This is a genomic window from Flavobacterium sp. AED (assembly GCF_000812945.1).
Taxonomy (GTDB): domain Bacteria; phylum Bacteroidota; class Bacteroidia; order Flavobacteriales; family Flavobacteriaceae; genus Flavobacterium.
In genome coordinates, this window is sequence record NZ_JSYM01000001.1 from 1,785,021 (window position 1) to 1,808,201 (window position 23,181).

Annotated in this window: 11 protein-coding genes; all 11 read left to right on the forward strand. The window is 34.5% G+C overall.

All coding sequences use genetic code 11. The features are described from left to right. The first annotated feature begins 1 nt into the window (after position 1). The 11 genes from OA85_RS07890 to OA85_RS07940 all read left to right on the forward strand — a co-directional run bounded on the left by OA85_RS07890 (position 2) and on the right by OA85_RS07940 (position 23,167). On the forward strand, positions 2 to 1,120 hold the full coding sequence (locus OA85_RS07890) for a putative glycoside hydrolase (protein WP_039109452.1): 1,119 nt from the start codon (positions 2 to 4) through the stop codon (positions 1,118 to 1,120). Positions 1,121 to 1,123: 3 nt separating this feature from the next. Continuing rightward, a complete protein-coding gene (locus tag OA85_RS07895) occupies positions 1,124 to 3,358 on the forward strand; it encodes a GH92 family glycosyl hydrolase (RefSeq protein WP_039108989.1) in 2,235 nt (744 codons plus the stop codon). A gap of 9 nt (positions 3,359 to 3,367) precedes the next feature. Further along, positions 3,368 to 6,514: a glycoside hydrolase family 2 TIM barrel-domain containing protein gene (locus tag OA85_RS07900; RefSeq protein WP_039108990.1), complete on the forward strand. Its 3,147-nt coding sequence runs from the start codon at positions 3,368 to 3,370 to the stop codon at positions 6,512 to 6,514. A gap of 5 nt (positions 6,515 to 6,519) precedes the next feature. After that, a complete protein-coding gene (locus OA85_RS07905) occupies positions 6,520 to 8,835 on the forward strand; it encodes a family 20 glycosylhydrolase (RefSeq protein WP_039108991.1) in 2,316 nt (771 codons plus the stop codon). A 34-nt stretch (positions 8,836 to 8,869) separates the two neighbouring features. Continuing rightward, on the forward strand, positions 8,870 to 10,354 hold the full coding sequence (locus tag OA85_RS07910; RefSeq protein ID WP_039108992.1) for an alpha-L-fucosidase: 1,485 nt from the start codon (positions 8,870 to 8,872) through the stop codon (positions 10,352 to 10,354). Positions 10,355 to 10,367: 13 nt separating this feature from the next. After that, on the forward strand, positions 10,368 to 12,614 hold the full coding sequence (locus OA85_RS07915) for a GH92 family glycosyl hydrolase (protein WP_039109453.1): 2,247 nt from the start codon (positions 10,368 to 10,370) through the stop codon (positions 12,612 to 12,614). A gap of 30 nt (positions 12,615 to 12,644) precedes the next feature. Next, positions 12,645 to 15,290, forward strand: a complete 2,646-nt coding sequence (locus OA85_RS07920; RefSeq protein WP_039108993.1) for a glycoside hydrolase family 3 N-terminal domain-containing protein — start codon at positions 12,645 to 12,647, stop codon at positions 15,288 to 15,290. A gap of 330 nt (positions 15,291 to 15,620) precedes the next feature. Next, complete coding sequence (locus OA85_RS07925) at positions 15,621 to 18,695, forward strand: SusC/RagA family TonB-linked outer membrane protein (RefSeq protein WP_039108994.1); 3,075 nt, start codon at positions 15,621 to 15,623, stop codon at positions 18,693 to 18,695. A 2-nt stretch (positions 18,696 to 18,697) separates the two neighbouring features. Then, positions 18,698 to 20,293: a SusD/RagB family nutrient-binding outer membrane lipoprotein gene (locus tag OA85_RS07930; RefSeq protein WP_039108995.1), complete on the forward strand. Its 1,596-nt coding sequence runs from the start codon at positions 18,698 to 18,700 to the stop codon at positions 20,291 to 20,293. A gap of 457 nt (positions 20,294 to 20,750) precedes the next feature. Continuing rightward, a complete protein-coding gene (locus tag OA85_RS07935; protein WP_039108996.1) occupies positions 20,751 to 22,100 on the forward strand; it encodes a sugar MFS transporter in 1,350 nt (449 codons plus the stop codon). A 20-nt stretch (positions 22,101 to 22,120) separates the two neighbouring features. Next, positions 22,121 to 23,167, forward strand: a complete 1,047-nt coding sequence (locus OA85_RS07940) for an exo-alpha-sialidase (protein ID WP_039108997.1) — start codon at positions 22,121 to 22,123, stop codon at positions 23,165 to 23,167. Positions 23,168 to 23,181: the final 14 nt, after the last annotated feature.

Sequence of the window (23,181 nt, forward strand, 5' to 3'; positions counted from 1 at the left end):
AATGAAGCTAACGAAACTATTTGGTGTTGTACTGGCACTAACTTTCATTTCTTGGGTAAGTAAAGAGGAAAGTAAAAAGGAGCATCTAACGGCTAAAACTGTAGTTACAAAAACGCCTTTCAAATTTGGGGTTTGGATTACTGCCAATGCAAAAAGATCAAATGAGGAGTACGCTCAAGAATTTGAAAAATATAAAAGTGCCGGGATTGATGAGGTTTTAATAAACACAGGAACTGACCCAAAACTTTTAAAACGATTAGTACCAATAGCGAAGCAAAAAGGGTTGAAAGTTCATGCTTGGATTATGGCTATGAACAGACCAGGTGATTCAATAGCGCTTCAACATCCGGATTGGTATGCGGTTAGTAAAGAAGGGAAATCTTGTTTTGATACGCGTCCGTATGTAGATTACTATCAGTGGTTGTGTCCTACAAGAAAAGAATCCAGAAATCACATATTAGGTTTGGTTGAAGAATTGGCCAAAGTAGATGGTATCGAAAGCGTACACTTAGACTACATTCGTTTTCCAGATATTTTCCTGCCAATAGGTTTACTTCCTAAATATAATTTGGTTCAAGAGGTAGAATTACCCCAATTTGATTTTTGTTATTGTGACGTTTGTATTAAAGAATTTGAAAAAATTCATCATAAAAATCCAAAAAACAGTCCCAATACTTCAATTGACATGGAATGGAAAAACTTTAGATTAAATGCTATAAAAGCAGTGGTTGATGATGCTTACAAAATTGTACATAAGTATAACAAAAACTTGACAGCAGCTGTTTTTCCTTATCCGGAAATGGCAGATCATATGGTGCGTCAACGTTGGGATAAATGGAATATCGATGAAGTATACCCAATGATTTACCATGGTTTTTATAATGAAGAAGTAGACTGGGTTGGTTATGCCACTAAACAAGGAGTTACGGATTTAAAAGGTAAACAAACAAAGATTAATACCGGGGTTTATTTACCGGCTTTTAAATCGGGGGAAGAATTGAAAGAAGCTATTTTATTAGCCAAAGAAAATGGAGCTAGAGGAGTTACTTTTTTTGATGGCCCAGCCTTAACTGCAGATCAATTGAAAACTATTAAAGAAACCAAAGCTAGTTTAAAATAAATAATGAAAAAACAGCATCTGATATATATACTATTTGTATTGCTTTTGTCTAATTGCGGGCTACATAAAAGTCATGTTCAATTGACTAATTATGTAAACCCATTTATTGGTACAGCTGGTCCCGGGAATACATATCCCGGAGCAACTGTACCTTTTGGGATGGTACAATTAAGTCCTGATATTGGGATTCCCGGTTGGGATAGAATTGCAGGATATTATTATAAAGACTCTATTATTTCCGGATTTTCCCACATGCATTTATCAGGTACTGGCGCGGGCGACTTATATGATATTTTAGTGATGCCCACCAACAGCCGATTTTCAAAACGGATTAAAGACAATAACTTTATGCCATTCTCCAGATTTTCGCATGATAAAGAAACAGCAATTCCAGGCTATTATGCTGTAGATTTATTAGATTTTGGAATCAAAGCGGAGCTCACTACAACAGCACGAACAGGGATTCATAAATATACTTTTCCTAAAGATGATGCATCACAAATTCACATTGATTTGGGCTATGCCTTAAATTGGGATACACCTACAGAAACGTATATTAATGTTGTGGATAAAACTACTATTGAAGGCTATAGAAAATCTACAGGATGGGCCAAAGAGCAACGCGTGTATTTTGTAATGAAACTTTCAAAACCGTTTAAATCCTATCAGATTTTCAAAAATGATTCGCTTACAACTAATCCTTCAAAAGCAATTAAAACCAAGATTGTTTTAAATTATAGTACTGTTGATGACGAAGAAATAATTTTAAAAACAGGACTTTCTACAGCTACTATTGCGGGAGCTTATAAATCCTTAGCAGTAGAAGCTCGCGATTTTAATTTTGAAAATTATAAAGCGAAAGCCTCGACTCTTTGGGAAAAAGAACTGCATAAAATTCAAATTGAAACACCAGACGAGACCAAAAAGAAAATCTTTTACACCATGATGTATCAATCGATGTTAGCACCCACATTGTTAAGTGATTGTAACGGAGATTATAAAGGTGCGAATGGCAATATAGAAAAGGCCAAAGGCTTTGATCGATACGATACGTTTTCGTTATGGGATACCTATAGAGCGGCGCATCCATTGTATACTATTTTGCACCCAAAACGTGCTTCGAGTATGATTAATTCTTTACTGGCACATTATAAAGAAACAGGCTTATTGCCCGTTTGGTCAATGCAAGGAAATGAAACGAATATGATGATAGGCAACCACGCAATCCCCGTTATTGTCGATGCTTATTTTAAAGGGATTGAACATTTTGACATAGCATTAGCTTATAAAGCGTGTATAGAAAGTTCTATGGTTAATTCAAGACAATTAGACAGTTATAAAACATTAGGCTACATACCAGTTGATGAACACAATGAAAACTGGTCAGTTTCAAAAACGCTGGAATATGCTTATGACGATTGGTGTTTGGCGCAGTTTGCAAAAGGATTACATAAATCTAGCGATTACGAATATTTCTTGAAACGTTCTGAGAATTGGAGAAATATGTACGATGCTACAAGTACATTTATGCGTCCAAAATCGAGAACAGGTGCATTTATAAAAGACTTTATTCCAAAAGAATATTCACCTTATTTCTGCGAAAGCAATGCATGGCAATATTTTTGGTCCGTGCCTCAAAATATTGAAGGCTTAATAAAAGCGGTTGGCGGAAATCTAACTTTTGAAAAAAAATTAGATACTATGTTTACCTTAAATCCATTGCCAGAAGACAAACTGCCTATATTTAGTACAGGAATGATTGGGCAATATGCACATGGTAACGAGCCTAGTCACCACGTGGCTTACTTGTATAACTATATTAATGAACCTTGGAAAACGCAAAAGCTAGTTAGGGAAATTTTAGATAGTCAGTATAAAAATACTCCCAGCGGACATTGCGGAAACGAAGACTGCGGACAAATGTCGTCTTGGTATATCTTTAGTTCATTAGGTTTTTATCCCGTAAATCCAGCCCAAGGGATTTATAGTTTTGGATCGCCACTATTTGACTCAGCCACAATTAACTTAGAAAATAATAAAACATTTGTTGTCCAAACAAAAAACAACAGCAATGAGAATATGTACATCCAATCTATTGAATTGAATGGTAAAAAAATAGACAGAAACTACATCACGCACAAAGAAATTACACAAGGAGGAACCTTAATTTTTACAATGGGTAAATTCCCTAAAAAGGATAAAAGTTATATAGCATTATCTTCGGAAATGTTCAATTAAAAAGAAGTAATGAAAAAAACGGCATTCATATTAATATTTATACTAGCTTTTATAGCCTCCTCTAAAGCGCAAGAAAGTGTTCCGTTTTGGTTAAATGAAAAAATCAACGAGGAAAACAGAGAACCAATGCACGCTTCTTATTTTGTTTTCGAAAACGAAGTATTAGCAACAAAAAACAATTGGAAACAATCTGAAAACTATCTGGATATAAATGGATTATGGAAGTTTAAATATGTAGAAAGCCCAAATGATTTACCAAACGGATTTGAGAAAAGTACTTTTGATGATACTGCTTGGGATACCTTTAAAATCCCTGCCACTTGGGATGTAAACGGGTATGGTTTTCCGGTTTACACTAATACAACCTATGATTTTGCTAAATATATAACGATAAATCCACCTCTGGTTCCAGTAAAATACAATCCCACAGGAGTTTACAGAAGAGAAATTATTATCGATAAAAGTTGGGAAGGAAAAGATGTTTTTCTTCACGTAGGAACGGCCAAATCAAATCTTACCGTTTGGGTAAATGGCATTTATGTTGGCTATGGCGAAGATGGTAAATTGCCTCAGGAATTTAGTCTCAATGCCTTTTTAAAAACAGGAAAAAACACCATTACCCTAAAAGTGATGAAGTGGAGTGATGGTTCATATTTAGAATGTCAGGATTTTTGGAGAATGAGTGGTATTACCAGAGAATCGTATTTGTATGCCAGAAATAAAGCGCATCTTAAAGATTTTGAAATCATTCCGGATTTAGATGCTTCTTATGTAGATGGTACTTTGAAAATTGTGACTCAGTTTTCTGATTTAAATAAAAAGGACAACTATGCTTTAGAAGCAGAACTAAAAGATGGCGAAACACTTATCGCAACAAAAAGTTTCAAAATTAATGCTGCAACTAAGAAATTAGCCTTTGATTTTTTTGTAAATAATCCCAAAAAATGGTCGGCTGAAATTCCGAATCTGTACCAAATCAATTTTATTTTAAAAGATAAAAAAGGAAATGTAGTAGAAGTGATTCCTCAAAACGTTGGTTTTCGAAAAGTAGAAATCAAAGGCGGACAATTAATAGTAAATGGGCAACCGGTATATATAAAAGGCATTAACCGTCAAGAAACAGATCCAACCACAGGGCAAACTATTTCTAGGAAGCGAATGGAAGAAGATATTAAAGTGTTGAAACAATACAATATCAATGCACTCAGAATGTCGCACTATCCTAATGATGAATACATGTATGAATTGTGCGATAAATATGGGATTTATGTTGTGGATGAAGCCAATTTAGAATCGCATGGAATGGGGTATGATATTGGTAAAACGTTGGGCAATAAATCCAGCTGGGAATTGGCACATTTGCAACGCATTACCAGAATGGTCGAAAGAGATAAAAATCATCCATCGATTATTATTTGGAGTATGGGGAATGAAGCTGGAAATGGTTACAATTTTTATCGGGCGTATTTATGGCTAAAAGGTAGAGACGCATCAAGACCAATTCAGTATGAAAGAGCTTCTTATGCCGCATGGGATGGGAAAAATTTAAAGTTTGATTGGGATTCAGACATTATAGACCCACAATACAGTGCACCAACAGCAATGGAAGAATACATTCAAGCTAATCCCAACCCGGAAAGACCATATATTCTGAGTGAATATGCGCATGCAATGGGAAATTCTTTGGGAAATTTTAAAGAGTATTGGGATGTTATCAGAGCGCATGGGAATTTTCAAGGAGGCTTTATTTGGGATATGATAGACCAATCGGTTTATAAAAGAAGAGAAGATGGAACGCTTGTTTTTGCTTATGGAGGTGATTTTGGTCCAAAAGATGTACCGAGTGATAATAACTTTCTGAATAATGGGATATTTAATCCGGAGCGGCAACCCAATCCACATGCTTTTGAAATGCGAAATGTCTATCAAAACATTCTGACTTCTTGGGCACCTTCAGAAGCAGCAACCATAAAGGTTTTTAATGAATTTTTCTTCAAAGATTTGAGCAATGTGAGTTTGCATTGGAAATTAGTACTTGATGGAGTAGAGACGATTAGTGGCACTGTTGATACTTTAGATATCAATCCTCACCAATCTAAAGACTATGTTTTGCCGATTAATTTTGAAGGAAAAAAATATAAAGAAGCTTTTATAAATGTGAGTTATTATTTGAAACAAGACGAACCTTTTTTGCCTCAAGGATTTGAAATTGCTACAGAACAACTTCACTATAAAGGAAATTGGAAAAACGATATAAAAATTGATGGTGTAGCCAAAATGCTGGTACAAAAATCTACTAAAAACATTGTTTTTAAAAGCGATAACACCGAAATCATTTTCGATAAAAAAACAGGATTTGTAACGGGATATACATTCCATAATCAGCCTATTTTAAAAGAAGGGTATCAATTGCGTCCCAATTTTTGGAGAGCCCCAAATGATAATGATTTTGGAGCAGGATTGCAGCAGCGACTTTTGCCTTGGAAAGAAGCCATGCAAAACCCTAGATTACTAAGTTGGTCTTACTCTAACACAAAAGACAATAACGTTTTGGTGAAAGCCACATATAGTTTACCCGAAGTTGCTTCTGAATTGGTTTTAAATTATGAAATCAATAGCAATGGAGAACTCAGCGTTCAGCAACTATTAAACATCGATAAAACTAAAGACGTGGCCATGTTGCCTCGTTTTGGGATGGAAATCGTATTGCCAAAAGACTTCAGTGCGATGCAATATTATGGTAAAGGACCACATGAAAATTATCTTGACAGAAATTATAGCGCTCAAGTTGGTCTTTATAATCAAACGGTTTCAGAGCAATATTATCCATATATCCGTCCGCAGGAAACAGGAAATAAAACAGCCGTCAGATGGTTGAATTTATCTAATGAAAAGCTACAGATAAATGTTCAATCGGATGATTTGTTGAGCATTACCGCTTTGCATTTTCTAACGGAGGATTTAGATGATGGATTAGAAAAAAATCAAAGAAATGCGGCTGATATCAAAGAAAGAGATTTAACGAGTCTGAAAATTGATTACAAACAAATGGGCGTAGGAGGGATTGACAGTTGGCAATCTTGGCCCATGGAAAAATACAGACTTTTGGATAAAAGCTACCAATATCAATTTAAAATAACACCTTCTTTAAAATAATTAAAATGAGAACATTAAAATCAATCATTGTCGCTGTCTTACTGGTAAGTTCCTGTTTTAGCCAAAAAGCCGTGGCACAAAAGGATATTAATCTATTTCCAAAGCCAGTAAATTTGGTCCTTAAGGAAGGCGTTTTTCAGTTTTCTAAAAACACCAAGTTTGTTGTAGACAATGATTCTCAAAAAGAAATAGCAAATGCTTTAATTACCAAATTTGGACAGTCAGCAGGTTGGTTTCCGGAAATTTCAGCTAAGATTCCAAAAAGCAATTACGTTCAATTTAAGATAGATAAAAATCTCAAGAACGAAGCCTATAAATTGGAAGTAACGACTAAAAGTATTACGATTTCAGCCAAAGGAAATGCCGGTTTTATTTACGGATTAGAAAGCATACGGCAGTTACTTCCAACTGCTATTGAAAGTGAAAAAGAGGTGTCTAATGTAAAATGGGAGATTCCAACTGTAATCATTAATGACGAACCTCGTTTTCAATGGAGAGGATTAATGCTAGATTTATCACGTCATTTTTTCGATAAAAACTACATAAAAGAGACTATCGATCGTTTGGCAATGCTTAAAATGAATGTATTGCATTTGCATTTAGTTGACGATCAGGGCTGGAGGATAGAAATTAAAAAATACCCAAAATTAACTGAAGTTGCTGCTTGGAGAGTCAATCAGGAGAATTTGATTTGGAATGCAAGACTTGCTGTAAATCCAGATGAAAAGGGAACTTATGGAGGTTTTTTAACACAAGAAGAATTAAAAGAAATTGTAAAATATGCTCAATCAAAAAATATAGAAATCATTCCGGAAATCGAAATGCCTGCACATGTGAGTTGTGCCATTGCGGCTTATCCGGAGTTAGCTTGTTTCAATCAACGTATCGGAGTTCCATCAGGTGGAGTATGGCCTATTACTGATATTTATTGTGCCGGAAAAGAATCTACATTTGAGTTTTTGCAAAATGTATTGGATGAAGTTATGACTATTTTTCCTTCAAAATACATTCACATTGGGGGTGATGAAGCCACTAAAACCAATTGGAAAAAATGCCCTCATTGTCAAAAAAGAATCAAAGACGAAGGCTTGAAAGATGTGAATGAATTGCAAAGCTATTTTGTCAAAAGAATGGAAAAATATATCAATTCTAAGGGCAAAAAAGTAATAGGTTGGGACGAAATCTTAGAAGGCGGTTTAGCTCCAGAGGCAACCGTAATGAGTTGGAGAGGAACGAAAGGTGGTATTGAAGCTGCAGAACAAGGACATAATGTAATTATGACTCCAGATTCTCATTGTTATTTTAATTTTTATCAGGGACCTCAAAACGAAGAACCTTTAGCTTTTGACGCCTATATTCCGTTGCGTAAAGTATATGATTTTGATCCTATTGTAGATTCAATGACTCCTAATCAAGCTAAACATGTTTTGGGAGGTCAAGCTAATTTATGGGCAGAATATATTTCTAATCCCGATGACTCTGAGTATATGATTTTTCCAAGATTAGCAGCTTTGGCGGAAGCCGTATGGAGTCCAAAAGAAGCGCGGAATTGGAATAATTTTATTGATAGATTACCTTCATTATTAGAACGATATGATTATTTAGGAGTCAATTATGCTAAAAGTGCTTACTTAGTAACTGCTTCATATACCGCTGATTTAGATAAAAAATTAGTCAAAGTGGCTTTGAAAAATGAGTTACAAAAAACGGATATTCGTTATGTTTTGGGTGATAAAAGGGTTGAAGAAAATGCTTCTAAATTTACAGATCCTATAACAATTAATGAAACGACTATTATAAAAGCTTCATTATTTCAAAATGATAAACCAATAGGAAAAACGTTTATCGATACAATTCAATTTCACAAAGCATTTGGAAGTAAATTAAAGTTTAAATCTTCGTATGATGATAACTATAAAGGAGATGGACCATTAAGTTTGGTTAATATTATTAGAGGAAGTAAAGACTTTCATGATGGTCAATGGCAAGCTTGGTTGGTGAATGATATGGAAGTGATTGTTGATTTAGAAAAGGTGCAAACCATAAATCAAGTAACAGTTGGTTCAATAGAAAATCAAGGAGCAGGAATTTATTTTCCAACGGCAGTAAAAGTTTTGGTTTCAGCTGATGGAGTGACTTATAAAGAAGTGCAGCAAGTGCTACGCCCATTTGCTATAAATTCAAATTCGGAGTTGAAAGATTTTAAAATTAAATTTGACAAACTCAATACCAGATTTGTAAAAGTAATTGCAACTAATTTGAAAAAGACTCCAAAAGGAGAAGATTCTTGGTTGTTTATAGATGAAATTTTAATTAATTAAAAAGTGTACTAATAAAAAATATAAATCAATTAAAATGAAAAAAGGAATATTTATACTCGCTATTTTATTTTCAGTCCAATTATTTTCTCAAGCCATTTATGAAGATGAGCGCTATGTGCCGGAAACGGATCCATTGGTGTTAAAAAAATTAGATGAATGGCAAGGTAAAAAGTTTGGTTTGTTAATGCATTGGGGAACGTATAGTCAATGGGGAATTGTAGAATCTTGGTCAATATGTCCTGAAGATTATGGCTGGTGTGAACGAACAAAAGGCAGTAATCCAGCTAATTATAATCAGTATCTAAAAGACTATGAAGGATTGAAAAAAACATTCAATCCTGTGAAATTTAACCCTGAAAAATGGGCGAAAGCAGCGAAAAATGCAGGAATGAAATACATGGTATTTACAACTAAACACCATGATGGATTTTCTATGTTTGATACTAAATATTCTGATTACAAAGTAACAGATCCTGAATGTGCTTTTAGCAGCAATCCAAGAGCAAATATTGCAAAAGAAGTTTTCAATGCTTTCAGAAACGAAAAACTATGGATAGGCGCTTATTTTTCTAAACCAGATTGGCATAATGAAAATTATTGGAATCCTTATTTTCCCGCTTTTGATAGAAATGTAAATTACGATCCGATTGCTTATCCGGAAAAATGGAAAAAATATGTAAACTTTACACACAACCAAATTTTAGAATTGCTTTCGGATTATGGAAAAGTAGATATCTTATGGTTAGACGGTGGTTGGGTTGCAAAAACACCTCAAAATGATGTGAAAAAAGGGTATAATGAGAAGTTTGCAGAAAATGAATCCGGTAATGGATTTATTAAGCATAGAGTAGTTGACCAAGACATTAAAATGGATGATTTAGTCGTAGAAGCACGTCAAAAACAACCCGGATTAATTGTGGTGGACAGAGCAGTTCACGGAAAAAACCAAAATTATTTAACCCCAGAAAACCGTGTTCCTGATAAAACGTTGCCTTATCCTTGGGAATCTTGTATTACCTCTGGTGGCGGATGGTCTTATTCTCCGGATGCTCAATACATGACCGGCAGACAAGGGATTCACATGCTTGTTGATGTGGTTGCCAAAGGAGGAAACTTATTATTGAATGTGGCTCCGGGACCTGATGGAGAATGGCAACAAGGCGCTTATGATTTACTGGCTGAATATGGTGCTTGGATGAAAGTAAATAGCAGTGCCATTTACAATACAAAACCAATAGCACCTTACAAAGAAAATAATATCTGTATGACTCAAAATAAAGCAGGGAATGTATTCTTGTTTTATTTGGCCAAAAAAGGAGAAAATAAAATACCTTCTGAAGTCGTTGTACAATCTATCAGTCCAAAAAAAGGAACAAAAATCACAATGTTAGGATCTGGTACATCATTGAAATGGACCAAACTTGATAAAGGTTTTAAAGTTATAATTCCAGAAAAATTAAGAAATAATTTGCCGTCAAAAGAAGCTTGGACATTAAAACTTGAAGCGATTAACAGATAGAAAATTAAAAGGTATGTTTTTAAATAGCGGGATAACAATACGGGCAACGCTTTTTTCTTTGATGCTATTTTTTAGCGCAGGAATTATATATGCGCAACAACCAGCAGATTTTGTAAATCCGTTTATTGGAACTTCAAATTATGGCGCTGCCTATCCCGGTCCAATTGCGCCAAGAGGAATGGCTAGTATTAGTCCGTTTAACGTAGCGGGATCTCAAAATTTACCATTAGAAAAAGACAGCCGTTGGTTATCGAATCCGTATGTAAATGAAAATACATTTCTAACAGGATTTAGTCAGGTCAATTTAAGCGGTGTGGGTTGTCCGGAATTAGGTGTTATTTTATTGATGCCAACCACAGGAGCTGTTGAGACCAATCATTTAAAGTATGGTTCCACCTATTCTGATGAAGTGGCAAAAACGGCGTATTATAGCGTAAATATTGATAAGTATAATGTACAAGGAGAATTTACGGCATCCAAAAGAGTAGGGGTTAGTAAATTTACTTTTCCAAAAGGACAATCTAATATTTTATTAAATCTTGGTATAGGTTTAACCAATGAAGAAGGGGCTATGGTAAAAGTAGTGTCTTCAACTGAAATTGAAGGAATGCGTTCCGTTGGTTCGTTTTGTTATAATAGTCCGGAAGCCGCTTATCCGGTATATTTTGTTGCTAAATTTTCAAAACCGGCTGCAAAATTTGGAGTTTGGAAAAAACCATCAAAACAGGAAGGTGTTGAAGCGCAATGGATGACGTATAACGGCAAAACCAGAATGATGGATAATGCCACTAAAATGGTTGTTGGAGACAGCATTGGAACTTATTTTTCCTATGAATTTGATAAAGTAGAAACAGTTGAAGTGAAAGTTGGCGTTTCTTATGTAAGTATCGAAAATGCCCGTGAAAATTTAGAAAAAGAAACCGGAAACAAAACCTTTGATGCCGTTTATAAAGAGACTTATACCGAATGGAACGCAGCACTTTCTAAAATTTTGGTCGAAGGCGGTTCCAAAGAAGCGAAGACTATTTTTTACACAGCTTTATATCACACTTTAATTCATCCCAATACGTTAAATGATTTCAATGGGCAATATCCTGAAATAAAAACTGGTAAAATTGGTACAACCAAAGGAACCCGTTATACAGTATTTTCGCTTTGGGATACCTACAGAAATTTACATCCGTTAATGTCATTGGTTTATCCACAGCAACAATCGAATATGATTAAAAGCATGTTGGAAATGTATGATGAAAACGGCTGGTTGCCCAAGTGGGAATTAAATTCTACCGAAACATTCACGATGGTTGGTGATCCCGCCAGTATTGTTATTGCTGATACGTATTTAAAAGGAATTCAGGATTTTGATGTGCAAAAAGCCTATAAAGCCATGCTGAAAGGTGCGGACCAAATTCAAGATAATCCGTTGCGTCCGGGATTAAAAGATTATATCGAAAAAGGGTTTTTGACAACCAAAGATCAAGGACCTGTTTCTACTACGCAAGAATACAATGTGTCAGATTATTCTATTTCACTTTTAGCGAAAGCTTTAGGTAAAAAGAAGGATTATTTACGTTTTAAAAACCGTTCGCTATCCTATCGAAAATTATTTTATAAAGATTTAAAATTACTTCGTCCAAGAACAGCCAACGGAAAATGGTATGAACCATTTGATCCTGTATCGGGAGCGAACTTTGAAGAAAATGTTGGTTTTATTGAAGGCAATGCCTGGCAATATGCTTTTATGGTACCTCACGATATCAAAGGACTTATAAAGCTAATGGGCGGTGATAAAGCTTTTTCAAACCAATTGCAAAAAGTATTCGATATCAAGCAATTTGATATGGCAAATGAGCCGGATATTGCGTATCCTTATTTGTTTAATTACATAAAAGGAGACGAATGGAAAAGCCAGAAATTGGTTAAAAAATTAGTAGCAACATATTTTCAAAATAAACCAAATGGATTGCCTGGAAATGACGACACAGGAACAATGTCCGCTTGGTTGGTGTATTCTATGATGGGAATATATCCTATCTCTCCAGGAGATCCAATTTACACCATCACAACTCCCATGTTTGATAAAATAACGATTCAATTAGATCCAAAATATTATAAAAAGAAAAGTATTGTAATTGAACGCGAAGTCAACAATGACGCTAAAATTAAATCAATTCAATTAGACGGAAAAACGCTTAATAGTTATTTTATATCTCATGATGATTTTGTGAATGGAACAACACTAAAAGTGATTCAAAATTAATTAATACACTACTAATAATACCACCTAAGAATGAAAAAAACAACCCTTGTTTTAGTACTGTTTCTTGGTTTTTTTAACCAAGGCTTTGCGCAAAAAAAATATCCGTATCAAAATCCTAAATTACCGGTTGAAGATAGACTAACAGACTTGCTGAGCAGAATGAGTCTTGACGAAAAAGTACGCCAAATGGATATGTACAAAGGCGAATACTTTAAAGAAAAAGAAAATTTTTCTAAAACTAAATCGGATGTTAAAATTGGAAATCTTGGAATAGGAGCTATTCATGACATTTATCCACGTTCGGCAAAAATGATTAATGACCTTCAAAGTGAAGTTATAAAAAAGAATAAATGGGGAATTCCAGCACTTATTATGTGTGAAATGCTTCATGGTTATTTAGATGATGAAAGTACTGCTTTCCCCATGAGCATTGGTTTAGGTGCTACTTGGGATACGAATCTAATGGATAAAGTGGGTAAAGTAATAGGAACCGAAGCCAGAGCTCACGGTGTTCATTTTGGCTTGGGACCCAATCTTGACGTTGGTCGCGAACCGCGTTGGGGACGAGTTGCCGAAACCTTTGGGGAAGATGTTTATTTAACGGGAGAACTAGGGTTAGCGATGATTAAAGGAATGCAGGGTAATGATTTAACTTCAGACCGTTCTATTATTGCTGAACCCAAGCATTTTGCTGTACACGGAATTCCGCAAGCAGGAGGAAATTCATCGCCAGTATTGATAGGTGAGCGAAGTGCTCGTGAAGATTTTTTACCTTCATTTGAAAAAGCATTTAGAAAAGGAGGCGCTTTAGGAACAATGTGTGCGTATTCGGAATTAGATGGAATTCCTTGTGCTGCCAATCATTGGTTATTGACTGATGTACTTAGAAAAGAATGGGGTTTTAAAGGAATTGTGGTTTCGGATTTAGGCGCTATTAAATACCTTCAAACCACACATTATGTTGCAGATTCTCCAAAAGAAAGTATCAGACAAGCCATTTCTGCCGGGGTTGATATGCAGTTTTATGATTTTACAAATGAGTTTTGGCAACAAACTATCATTGAATTGGTGAATGAAAAAAAATTGACGATGGAGCAAATAGACCGAGCTGCAGGCGGTGTTTTGAGACTTAAATTTTTATTGGGTTTATTTGAAAATCCATACACCGATAAAAACTTGATTAAGGAACGTTTTCATTCAAAAGAAAATCAGGATTTAGCATTGGAAGCAGGACATAAATCTATTGTTTTATTGAAAAATGAAAACAATATTTTGCCTTTAAATAAGGATATAAAAACAATCGCAGTTATTGGTCCTAATGCAAATGCTTCAAGATTGGGCGGATATTCAGTAAAAAACAAAGTTGGAACTACAATTTTAGAAGGGATTCAACAAGTTGTTGGTACAAAAGCAAATGTACTTTATGAAGAAGGGGTTTCTCTTATAGTGAAAGGACAGGTTATTCCATCAAAATTTTTGTTCGCGCCAGATGAATCACAAAACGGATTAAAAGGAGAATATTTTAATAATAGAAATTTAGAAGGAAATCCAGCATTAACGCGTATTGACAATCAATTAGAATTCGATTGGCCGTGGTCACCGGGTGATGGAGTCAGTGATGATGATTTCTCTATTCGTTGGACCGGTTATATAAAATCAGAAAAGGCATTTGATGGTTGGTTGGGTTTAAGTTCTGATGATGGAATTAGAATGTGGATTGACGATCAATTGGTTATCGATAATTGGACAAAAGGAGCAACCAATATGGTCACTACTCCAAAGAATATTGAAGCGGGTAAAAAATATAAAGTTCGCATAGAAATGTGGGAAGGAGGCTGGGGAGCCAGAGCGCACTTGCGTTGGAATTTAGAAAAAGTAAATTTTCAGCCTGCAATTGATATTGCTAAAAAAGCCGATATCGCTATTGTTGTTTTAGGGGAATCGAATGAATTGGTAGAGGAAAATAGAGATGTGGCTACTTTAGATTTACATGGTATGCAACAAGAACTGATTGAAGCCATTCAACAAACGGGAACTCCGGTAGTTTGTGTATTGTTAAACGGTCGTCCGCTTTCTGTAAATTGGATAAATGAAAATATTCCTGCCGTTGTTGAAGCTTGGTTTCCGGGTGAAGCAGGAGGAAAAGCGGTTGCCGATGTTTTATTTGGAGATTATAATCCAGGAGGGAAACTTCCTATTACCTTTCCTAAATCGGTTGGGCAGTTGCCTATTTATTACAATCAGAAGCCTTCGGCCATTCATAGGTATGTGACTGAAAGTGAAAATCCATTGTATACTTTTGGATATGGATTGAGTTATACCACATTTGAATATTCAAATCTTTCAATAAGTGCCGCAGCAATTAATGCTGACGGAGAATTAAAAGTTAGTGTAAATGTGAAAAATACAGGAAATTATGATGGAGATGAAGTGGTACAATTATATATTAATGATGTTTATAGTAGTGTAACCACGCCATTGAAAACATTAAAAGGTTTTGAAAGAGTATTCATTAAAAAAGGCGAAACAAAACAAGTAACATTCACATTAACTCCTGATGAATTGGCTATTTGGAATCGTGAAATGAAAAGAGTGGTGGAGCCAGGTGATTTTGAAGTAATGGTTGGAGGCAATTCGGTTGATTTACTTAAAACAAATTTTAAGGTTTTGAATTAATTGAATGTGTTTATAAAAGAAATTGTTAAAATTTTAACAATAATTTAGCAATAACAGAAAAACATTAATCTTGAATTTGAGATTGATGTTTTTCTTTTTTATATAAGGATGGGGTTTTGTAAAATAGTTGCTAATTTGTATAATTCATTAGTAATTACGCATTATAAAAAAGCCTTAGTTATCAAAAAACAGATAAAATTGACAAACACCTTTTCAAATTTGTTATTGGTCGAAATAATTTTCCAGTGATGTGGCATAGTTTTAAATTTAAGAAATTATTAACGTTAGGTTAACCAATTAAAAATAAATTATTAACACAAAAACCAAATTATGATTCAAAAAGTATTTAAGTTACTGTTTGTGTTTTGCTTATTCAGCTTTCAATTTGCTAAAGCACAAACCACAGTATCAGGAAAAATTACCGATGGAAGTACTGGTATGTCATTACCAGGGGTAAATGTTGTTGTTAAAGGGACAACAAAGGGGATTTCGAGCGATTTTGAAGGGAAGTACAGTATTAATGTTCCAAATCGGTCAGCGATTTTAGTATTTTCTTATGTAGGTTATACTGAAAAAGAAGTTACTGTTTCTGGTTCAACTACTGTAAATGTTTCTATGTCAGAAAACGCAAATCAGTTAGGAGAAGTAGTAGTAACAGCTTTGGGTATTTCTAAAGATCAAAGAAAATTAGGTTATGCTGTAACTACTGTAGGTGGGGATAACTTAGACAAAGCTAGAGAAACGAACGTAGCTAATGGTTTAGCAGGTCGTGTTTCAGGTCTTGTAGTTAGAGGTACTAATAGTGGTGCCGGTGGAACATCAAAAGTTCTTTTAAGAGGTATATCAGGTATCACTAGTGGAGGTTCTCCATTATTTGTTATTGATGGTATTCCAATTGATAACACACAAAGAGGTTCTGCAGGAGAATGGGGTGGAGCTGACCAAGGGGATGGTATTGGTAATATCAATCCAGATGATATTGAGAAAATGACAGTTCTTAAAGGTCAGTCAGCATCAGCTCTTTATGGTGCTAGAGCTGTAAATGGGGTTATTATTATTACTACTAAAAAAGGTAAAAAAGGGGGTGATTACTCTATTACTTTTAATTCTAATTTCATGGCTGACGCACCAGTTGATTATACTGATTTTCAAGATCAATATGGTCAAGGTACAGGTGGTTCAAAACCTTTAACTGCAGGTGCTGCATTAGCAACAAACAGAAATTCCTGGGGAGGAAAATTAGATGGTAGTCCAGTAATTGGTTTTGACGGTAAACAATATTTGTACAGTAAAGCTAAAGAAAGTTATATCGATTTTTATAGAACAGGAACTAACCTTACCAATACTGTTTCTGTTTCTAAAGGTGTTGGAAATGGAGCATTTCGTTTGTCATTCTCTAATTTAGATTCTAAATCTATTGTGCCTAATAGTGGTCTTAAACGTACTACGATAAATTTGAGCGCAGATCAAAACATTACGGATAAATTAAATGTGGCTGCTTCTATAAATTACACAGATGAAAGATCAAATAATAGACCTTTTTTAAGTGATGGTCCTAAAAATCCAAATAACTTTTTATTCTTGGCTCCCAATGTAGATCATAATATTTTTGCTCCGGGTTATGACCCAGTAACTGGTGCTGAGGTTGTTTTTAGTGATGATAATTATGTGACAAATCCTTATTTTATAGTTAATCAAGGGGTTGAGGATCCTACAAGAAAAAGAACCATTTCTGTATTATCAACTAAATATAGCTTTACCGATAATATCTATGCCATGGTAAGATTAGGAAATGATGTTTCTAATGATACAGAATTTAGTGTTAATCCATGGGGATTAGATTATACTACTAATAAACGTGGAAGCTTGGATAGTAAAGGTCAATCTACCCGTTCTGAGTTAAATCTTGATGGACTTTTTGGAGCTAAATTTAAAGTTGGCAGTGATTTCTCAATAGATGCATTAGCAGGTGCTAATATTAGACAAAATAAATATGAAAGAATTAAAATAGGTGGTGGTCCATTCGTTTTACCTTATTTATATACTCCAAACAATGTAGTTAATATTAATAGAGAGTATAATTATACAGGAAGTGAAAGTCACTCTGCATTTTATTCTTTTGATTTTGGATATAAAAAATATTTAACATTATCTACAACAGGTCGTTATGATGTTTATTCTTCATTGTCTTCTGCAGCGTCTTCTAATAATGGAGTATTTACACCATCAGTTTCTGGAGCGTTTGTTTTCAATGATTTATTGCATATCGATGCGTTAGATTTTGGTAAAGTAAGATTATCTTATGCGGTAACAAGTGGTGAAGCTACTCCTTATACGAATTCTTTATATTTCAATTCAGGGAATTCATTAGTAAGTAATGGTGTAAGTTATTCTACGGGTTCAATTCCTTCAACTCTTCCAACTCTTTTAAAACCATTTACGGTAGACGAGATAGAATTAGGTTTAGATCTTAGATTCTTAAAAAGCAGATTAACATTTGATTTATCTTATTATCAAAAAACTTCTCATGATGAGATTTTAAATGCGGAATACAGTAGATCTACTGGATTTGCTACAGGTGTAGTTGCAAGTGCTTCTATCCAAAATAAAGGTTTAGAAATTGCTGTAACAGGTGTTCCTGTAAAAACAGATAATTTTACTTGGACAACTAGTTTGAATACTACCAATTTTAAAAACAAAGTATTGGCTACTAATGCAGATGCTACTCCAATCGTTTTAGGAAGTAATCGTGGAACTTTAGGAAATGCTGTTACTGCTTATGTAGTAGGTGCAGCTGGTCCGCAAATTAGAGCGTATGATTATGCTTATAATACAGATGGAAGTATTCAAGTTGATGCTGCTGGTTTACCAGTAAGAGGGGAGTTTAAAAACTTCGGTTCTGTTTTACCAACTTTTTATGGTGGATGGAATAATGAATTCAAATACAAAAACTTTAATCTTGCATTCTTAGTTGATTTTAATTACGGTAATAAAGTAATTTCTGCTACTGAATACTACTCTCGTTTAAGAGGATTGAATCAAGCTACATTAGTAGGTAGAGAAACAGGTGTTACAAATAGTGGAATTACTGCTACAGCTGAAAATTATTATCAAGCAGAAGCTCGCAACATTACAAGTACAAGTGTTGTTAGCGGGGATTTTATCAAACTTAGACAATTATCATTTGGATATGCTTTCCCTAAAAGTGTAATGGGTAAAATCTCATTCTTGGAAGGAATTGATGTTTCATTTGTAGCCAGAAATCTTGCTATCCTAATGCGTAAAGCGGATAATATTGATCCAGAAAGTAGTTTTGGTTCTAATGTGAAATATTACGGAATTGAAGGGACTAGTTTACCTTCAACAAGGTCTTTTGGTCTAAATGTTAACTTTAAAATAAAATAATTATGACTAAATATATTAAAATATTGTTCGTTGTTGTTAGTGGTTTGCTAATTTCATGCGATAGTAATTTCCAAGAAATTAATACCGATCCAACTAAAGCAGGATCAGAAATATTTGATCCCAATCTACTTTTACCAAGAGCTCTTTATGATTATGGACAAAGAACTGTAGGTTACGAGGGTCCAATCTTATTTCAAAGTATGTGGGTACAACTTTTAGCATCACCTTCAACTGGAGGAGCTAATTATTATGATGGTGGAGATAAATATGTTACTACTGGTGGTACATATGATTATGTTCAAAGAATTTGGAATGGAGTTTATACTGCAGCTTCAACTGCTAATCAAATGTCTAAATTAGCAACTCAAAAAGACATGCCAAATTTAGCTGCTATTGGAACAATTGTAAAAATCATGTCTATTTCTTATATTTCAGATGTATATGGTGATGTTCCTTATTCTGAGGCTTTAATGTTAGATGCAAGTGTTTCTCAACCAAAATACGACAAACAACAAGATTTATATCCTCAAATGTTAGCTGATTTAGATGCTGCAATAGCAACTTTAGATGTTTCTAAAGATAAACCAACAAGTGATATTTATTATGGTGGTAATATTGCTAAATGGCGTTCTTTTGGTTATTCATTGATGTTAAAAATGGCAATGAGATTAACAGCTGCCGATGCTGCTAATGCTAAAAAGTATGCTGAAAAAGCGGCTGCTGGTGGAGTTTTTGCTTCAGTTGCTGACGAAGCTATTTCTCCTACTGATGATGCAGATGGTTTTGATAATGGTAATGGAGCTTCTTTCACTGTATCTGCAGATGTTTATGAAGTACGTTGGTCAAAAACATTGATTGATTATTTAAAATCTAACAATGATTTACGTTTACCTGTTGTTGCTGAAGTTCCAGGTGCTGGACTTGCTGCGAATTATTTATATACAGGTGGTAATACAAGTACAGCTGCTCAAATAGGGTTTCCTAATGGGTATGATACTAAAGGAGGATCTAGAGATGTAAGTTTAGAGCCTAATTATCCAGGTGCTACAGGTACAGGTGGTGATGTTGCTGCAATTGGTAATTATTCTAGACCTACACCTATGTATAGAAATAGAACTACTCCAGTTTTTGTTCTTACTTATGCACAAGTACAATTGTTATTAGCTGAAGCGGCAGTAAGAGGATATTCTGTATCAGGAACTGCATCTCAGTACTTTAATAATGGATTAGTAGGTGCAATGATAACTTTGAATAAATTTGGTGGAACTCAAATTACGAATGCTGACGCTGTTTTTTACGCTGCTGCACATCCTTTGAATGTTACTTCAACTGCTGCTTCTTTGAAAATGATCAATGAGCAAATTTGGGCAACTACTGGCTTAACCGGTAACTGGGTTGAAGCTTGGAACAACTGGAAAAGATCTGATTTCCCTGTTCTTACACCGGTAAATTACACTGGAAACTTTAGTTCAGGACAAATTCCTACAAGACAAGTTTATCCGTCTACTGAAGGAAGTAATAATACAGCTAGTTATAATGCAGCTGTTTCTAATATGGGTGGAGACACTTGGATTACAAAAATCTGGTGGGACAAATAATAAGTTGATTTTTTGAAAAGTAATTCTGTTAAAAGGAGAGGTAACTCTCCTTTTAACTTTTTTTTCAATTTTATTGTCAAAAAAATAAACAGTTACGCTCTCTTTTTATTTAATCTGTTGGAAATTCAATAGTACTAATTTTTGGCTATTACTATTGTTTAAAAAAAAATATTAGGCTATAAATAGTTCATCTTCATATCAATCTGCTCTTCATTTACAAAATGCAGATGCATATTGTATAGAGTTATGTTCTGAATTAGCGATATGAAATCTTCATAATGTTTTGTTTAAAAATAAAAAAAACAGTTGTTAATATATAGAGTTGGGCTGTCAAGCAATAGTCACCATATTAGTATGTGACGCTATTCCTTTTAGAAAATAGAAACACTAAAGAATTGAAAAAATAAAATCTAATAATCGAATACCTATAAATTAAAATTATAAAATAATAATTATTATGGCTAGCAGTAACCAATTAGTAGCACAGGAAAAAAACACCACATTAATTCCAATTATGATAATTGGAGGACTATTTTTCATTTTTGGATTCGTAACCTGGATTAACGGTGCATTAATTCCTTTTATGAAAACGATAAACGAATTAACATCAGCTCAATCACTATTAGTAGCATCAGCGTCCTATATCTCTTTTGTAGTTATGGCCTTGCCGGCATCTTACATTTTAGCAAAGATTGGCTATAAAAAAGGAATGTCTTTAGGATTGTTTGTAATGGGAATAGGAGCTTTAGTATTTATACCTGCCGCCGAGGCAAGAACCTATTGGATGTTTTTAACCGGTATCTTTATTCAAGGTACTGGGATGACCTTATTGCAAACGGCATCAAACCCTTATATTACTATTTTAGGACCTATTGACAGCGCGGCTAAACGTATCGCAATTATGGGAATTGCGAATAAGATAGCTGGAGCTTTAGGGTCTCTTATTTTTGGAGCCCTTTTATTATCTGGAATAGATGAAATTAAAGAAAAACTAAATGTTGTCGATGCTGCCCAAAAAGTACAATTGTTAGATACTATGGCAGATAGTGTTGTGGTTCCGTATGTAATAATGGCAATTGTTTTATTTGTTTTAGGTCTTTTAATACGAAAAGCACCTTTACCAGATGTAGAAGCTGAACCTATCGAAGCACCAAAAGAGGGTGAAACCACAAAAACGAGTATTTTTCAATTCCCTCATTTGTGGTTAGGTGTATTAACTCTTTTTATGTATGTTGGGGTTGAGGTTATTGCAGGAGACACCATTATAGCGTATGGTATTGCTCTAAATTTTCCTGTAGCGGAAGCTAAATTTTTCACCACACTTACATTAATGGCTATGGTAGCAACTTATGGTTTTGGAGTATTTTTAATTCCAAAATACATTAGTCAAGCCCTTGCATTAAAAGCAAGTGCAGCTTTAGGAATTGTATTGTCGTTTTGTATTGTGTTTTCTTCCGGATTTACATCTGTTTTATTTGTAGCAGCGTTGGGTATTTCAAATGCTTTGGTATGGCCGGCAATATGGCCTCTAACTTTAAAAGGATTAGGTAAGTTTACTAAAACCGCTTCTGCATTATTGATTATGGCTATTTCTGGAGGAGCAGTAATTCCACCTTTATATGGGAAATTAGTTGATTCCAATAAAGAGGAGTTTATTGCCCAAGGAATGAGTGATGCAATGGCGACAGCAAATGCTTCCACAAAGGGATATTGGATTTTATTACCGTGTTATATTATTGTATTATATTATGCCATTGCAGGACATAAGTTAGGATTAAAGAAAAACCAATTGTCAGTAAAAAACTAAATAGTAATTTTTAACCAACGATGAGTTTAAAACTAAAGTATCTTGGAATTGTATTGGTTTTAATGTGTTTTTCTTGCTCTTCTGTACCAAAGAAGCTAAAAGCAAGTAACATCACTTCTGGTTATATAGTTGACCAACCCATAACCAGCAGTAGCCATGCGGCAACATTGGTTGAGTTTAAGCCAAACCAACTTATGGCAGCATGGTTTGGCGGGAAATATGAAGGTGCGAAAGATGTAGGGATTTATGCAGCGGTTTATAATGGGAAAATCTGGTCTACTCCTCATAATCTTATTAAACCCTTAATATCCCAAGGAGACACATTGCCTTGTTGGAATCCGGTATTATTCAAAAGCAAAAGCCAACGTTTATATTTGTTTTACAAAGTGGGGAAAAATCCCAGAGAATGGTTTGGAGCCATGATTGTATCAAAAGATAATGGAACTACTTGGAGTATTCCAAAATACCTGCCTAAAGGGATGCTTGGTCCTATAAAAAACAAACCTATCGAGGTAACTCCAGGTGTTATTTTGTGCGGTAGTAGTACCGAAAGTATTGATAACAAGGAATGGCGCATACATGTAGAAACGTATACAGAAGCAACTGATAGTTGGGAGAAGATAACTGTTGAAAATAAAAAAGAATTTGATATCATTCAACCTACATTTCTTGTTCATTCTGCGAATACTATTCAGATGTTATCCAGAAGTAAGCATAATAAACTCATCAGTAGTTGGTCTACTGATAAAGGCAAACAATGGAATCACACAGACAGCCTAAATGTTGTCAACTCAAACTCAGGAATTGATGCAATAACTTTGTCTAAAAAATCATTTTTATTGGTCAATAATCCATTACCACAAGGTAAAGACTGGTTCAATGGGCGCAATGTTCTTGATGTAGAATACTCTAATGACGGAGTGCATTGGGAAAAGCTTTTTGATCTTGAAAATCAAGCCGAAGGAGAATTTAGTTATCCGGCTATAATTCAGACTTCAAACGGAAAAATTCATGTTTTATACACTTACAATCGAAAATACATAAAGCATGTAGCCTTTAGTATATAATTAATCTGAAAGCT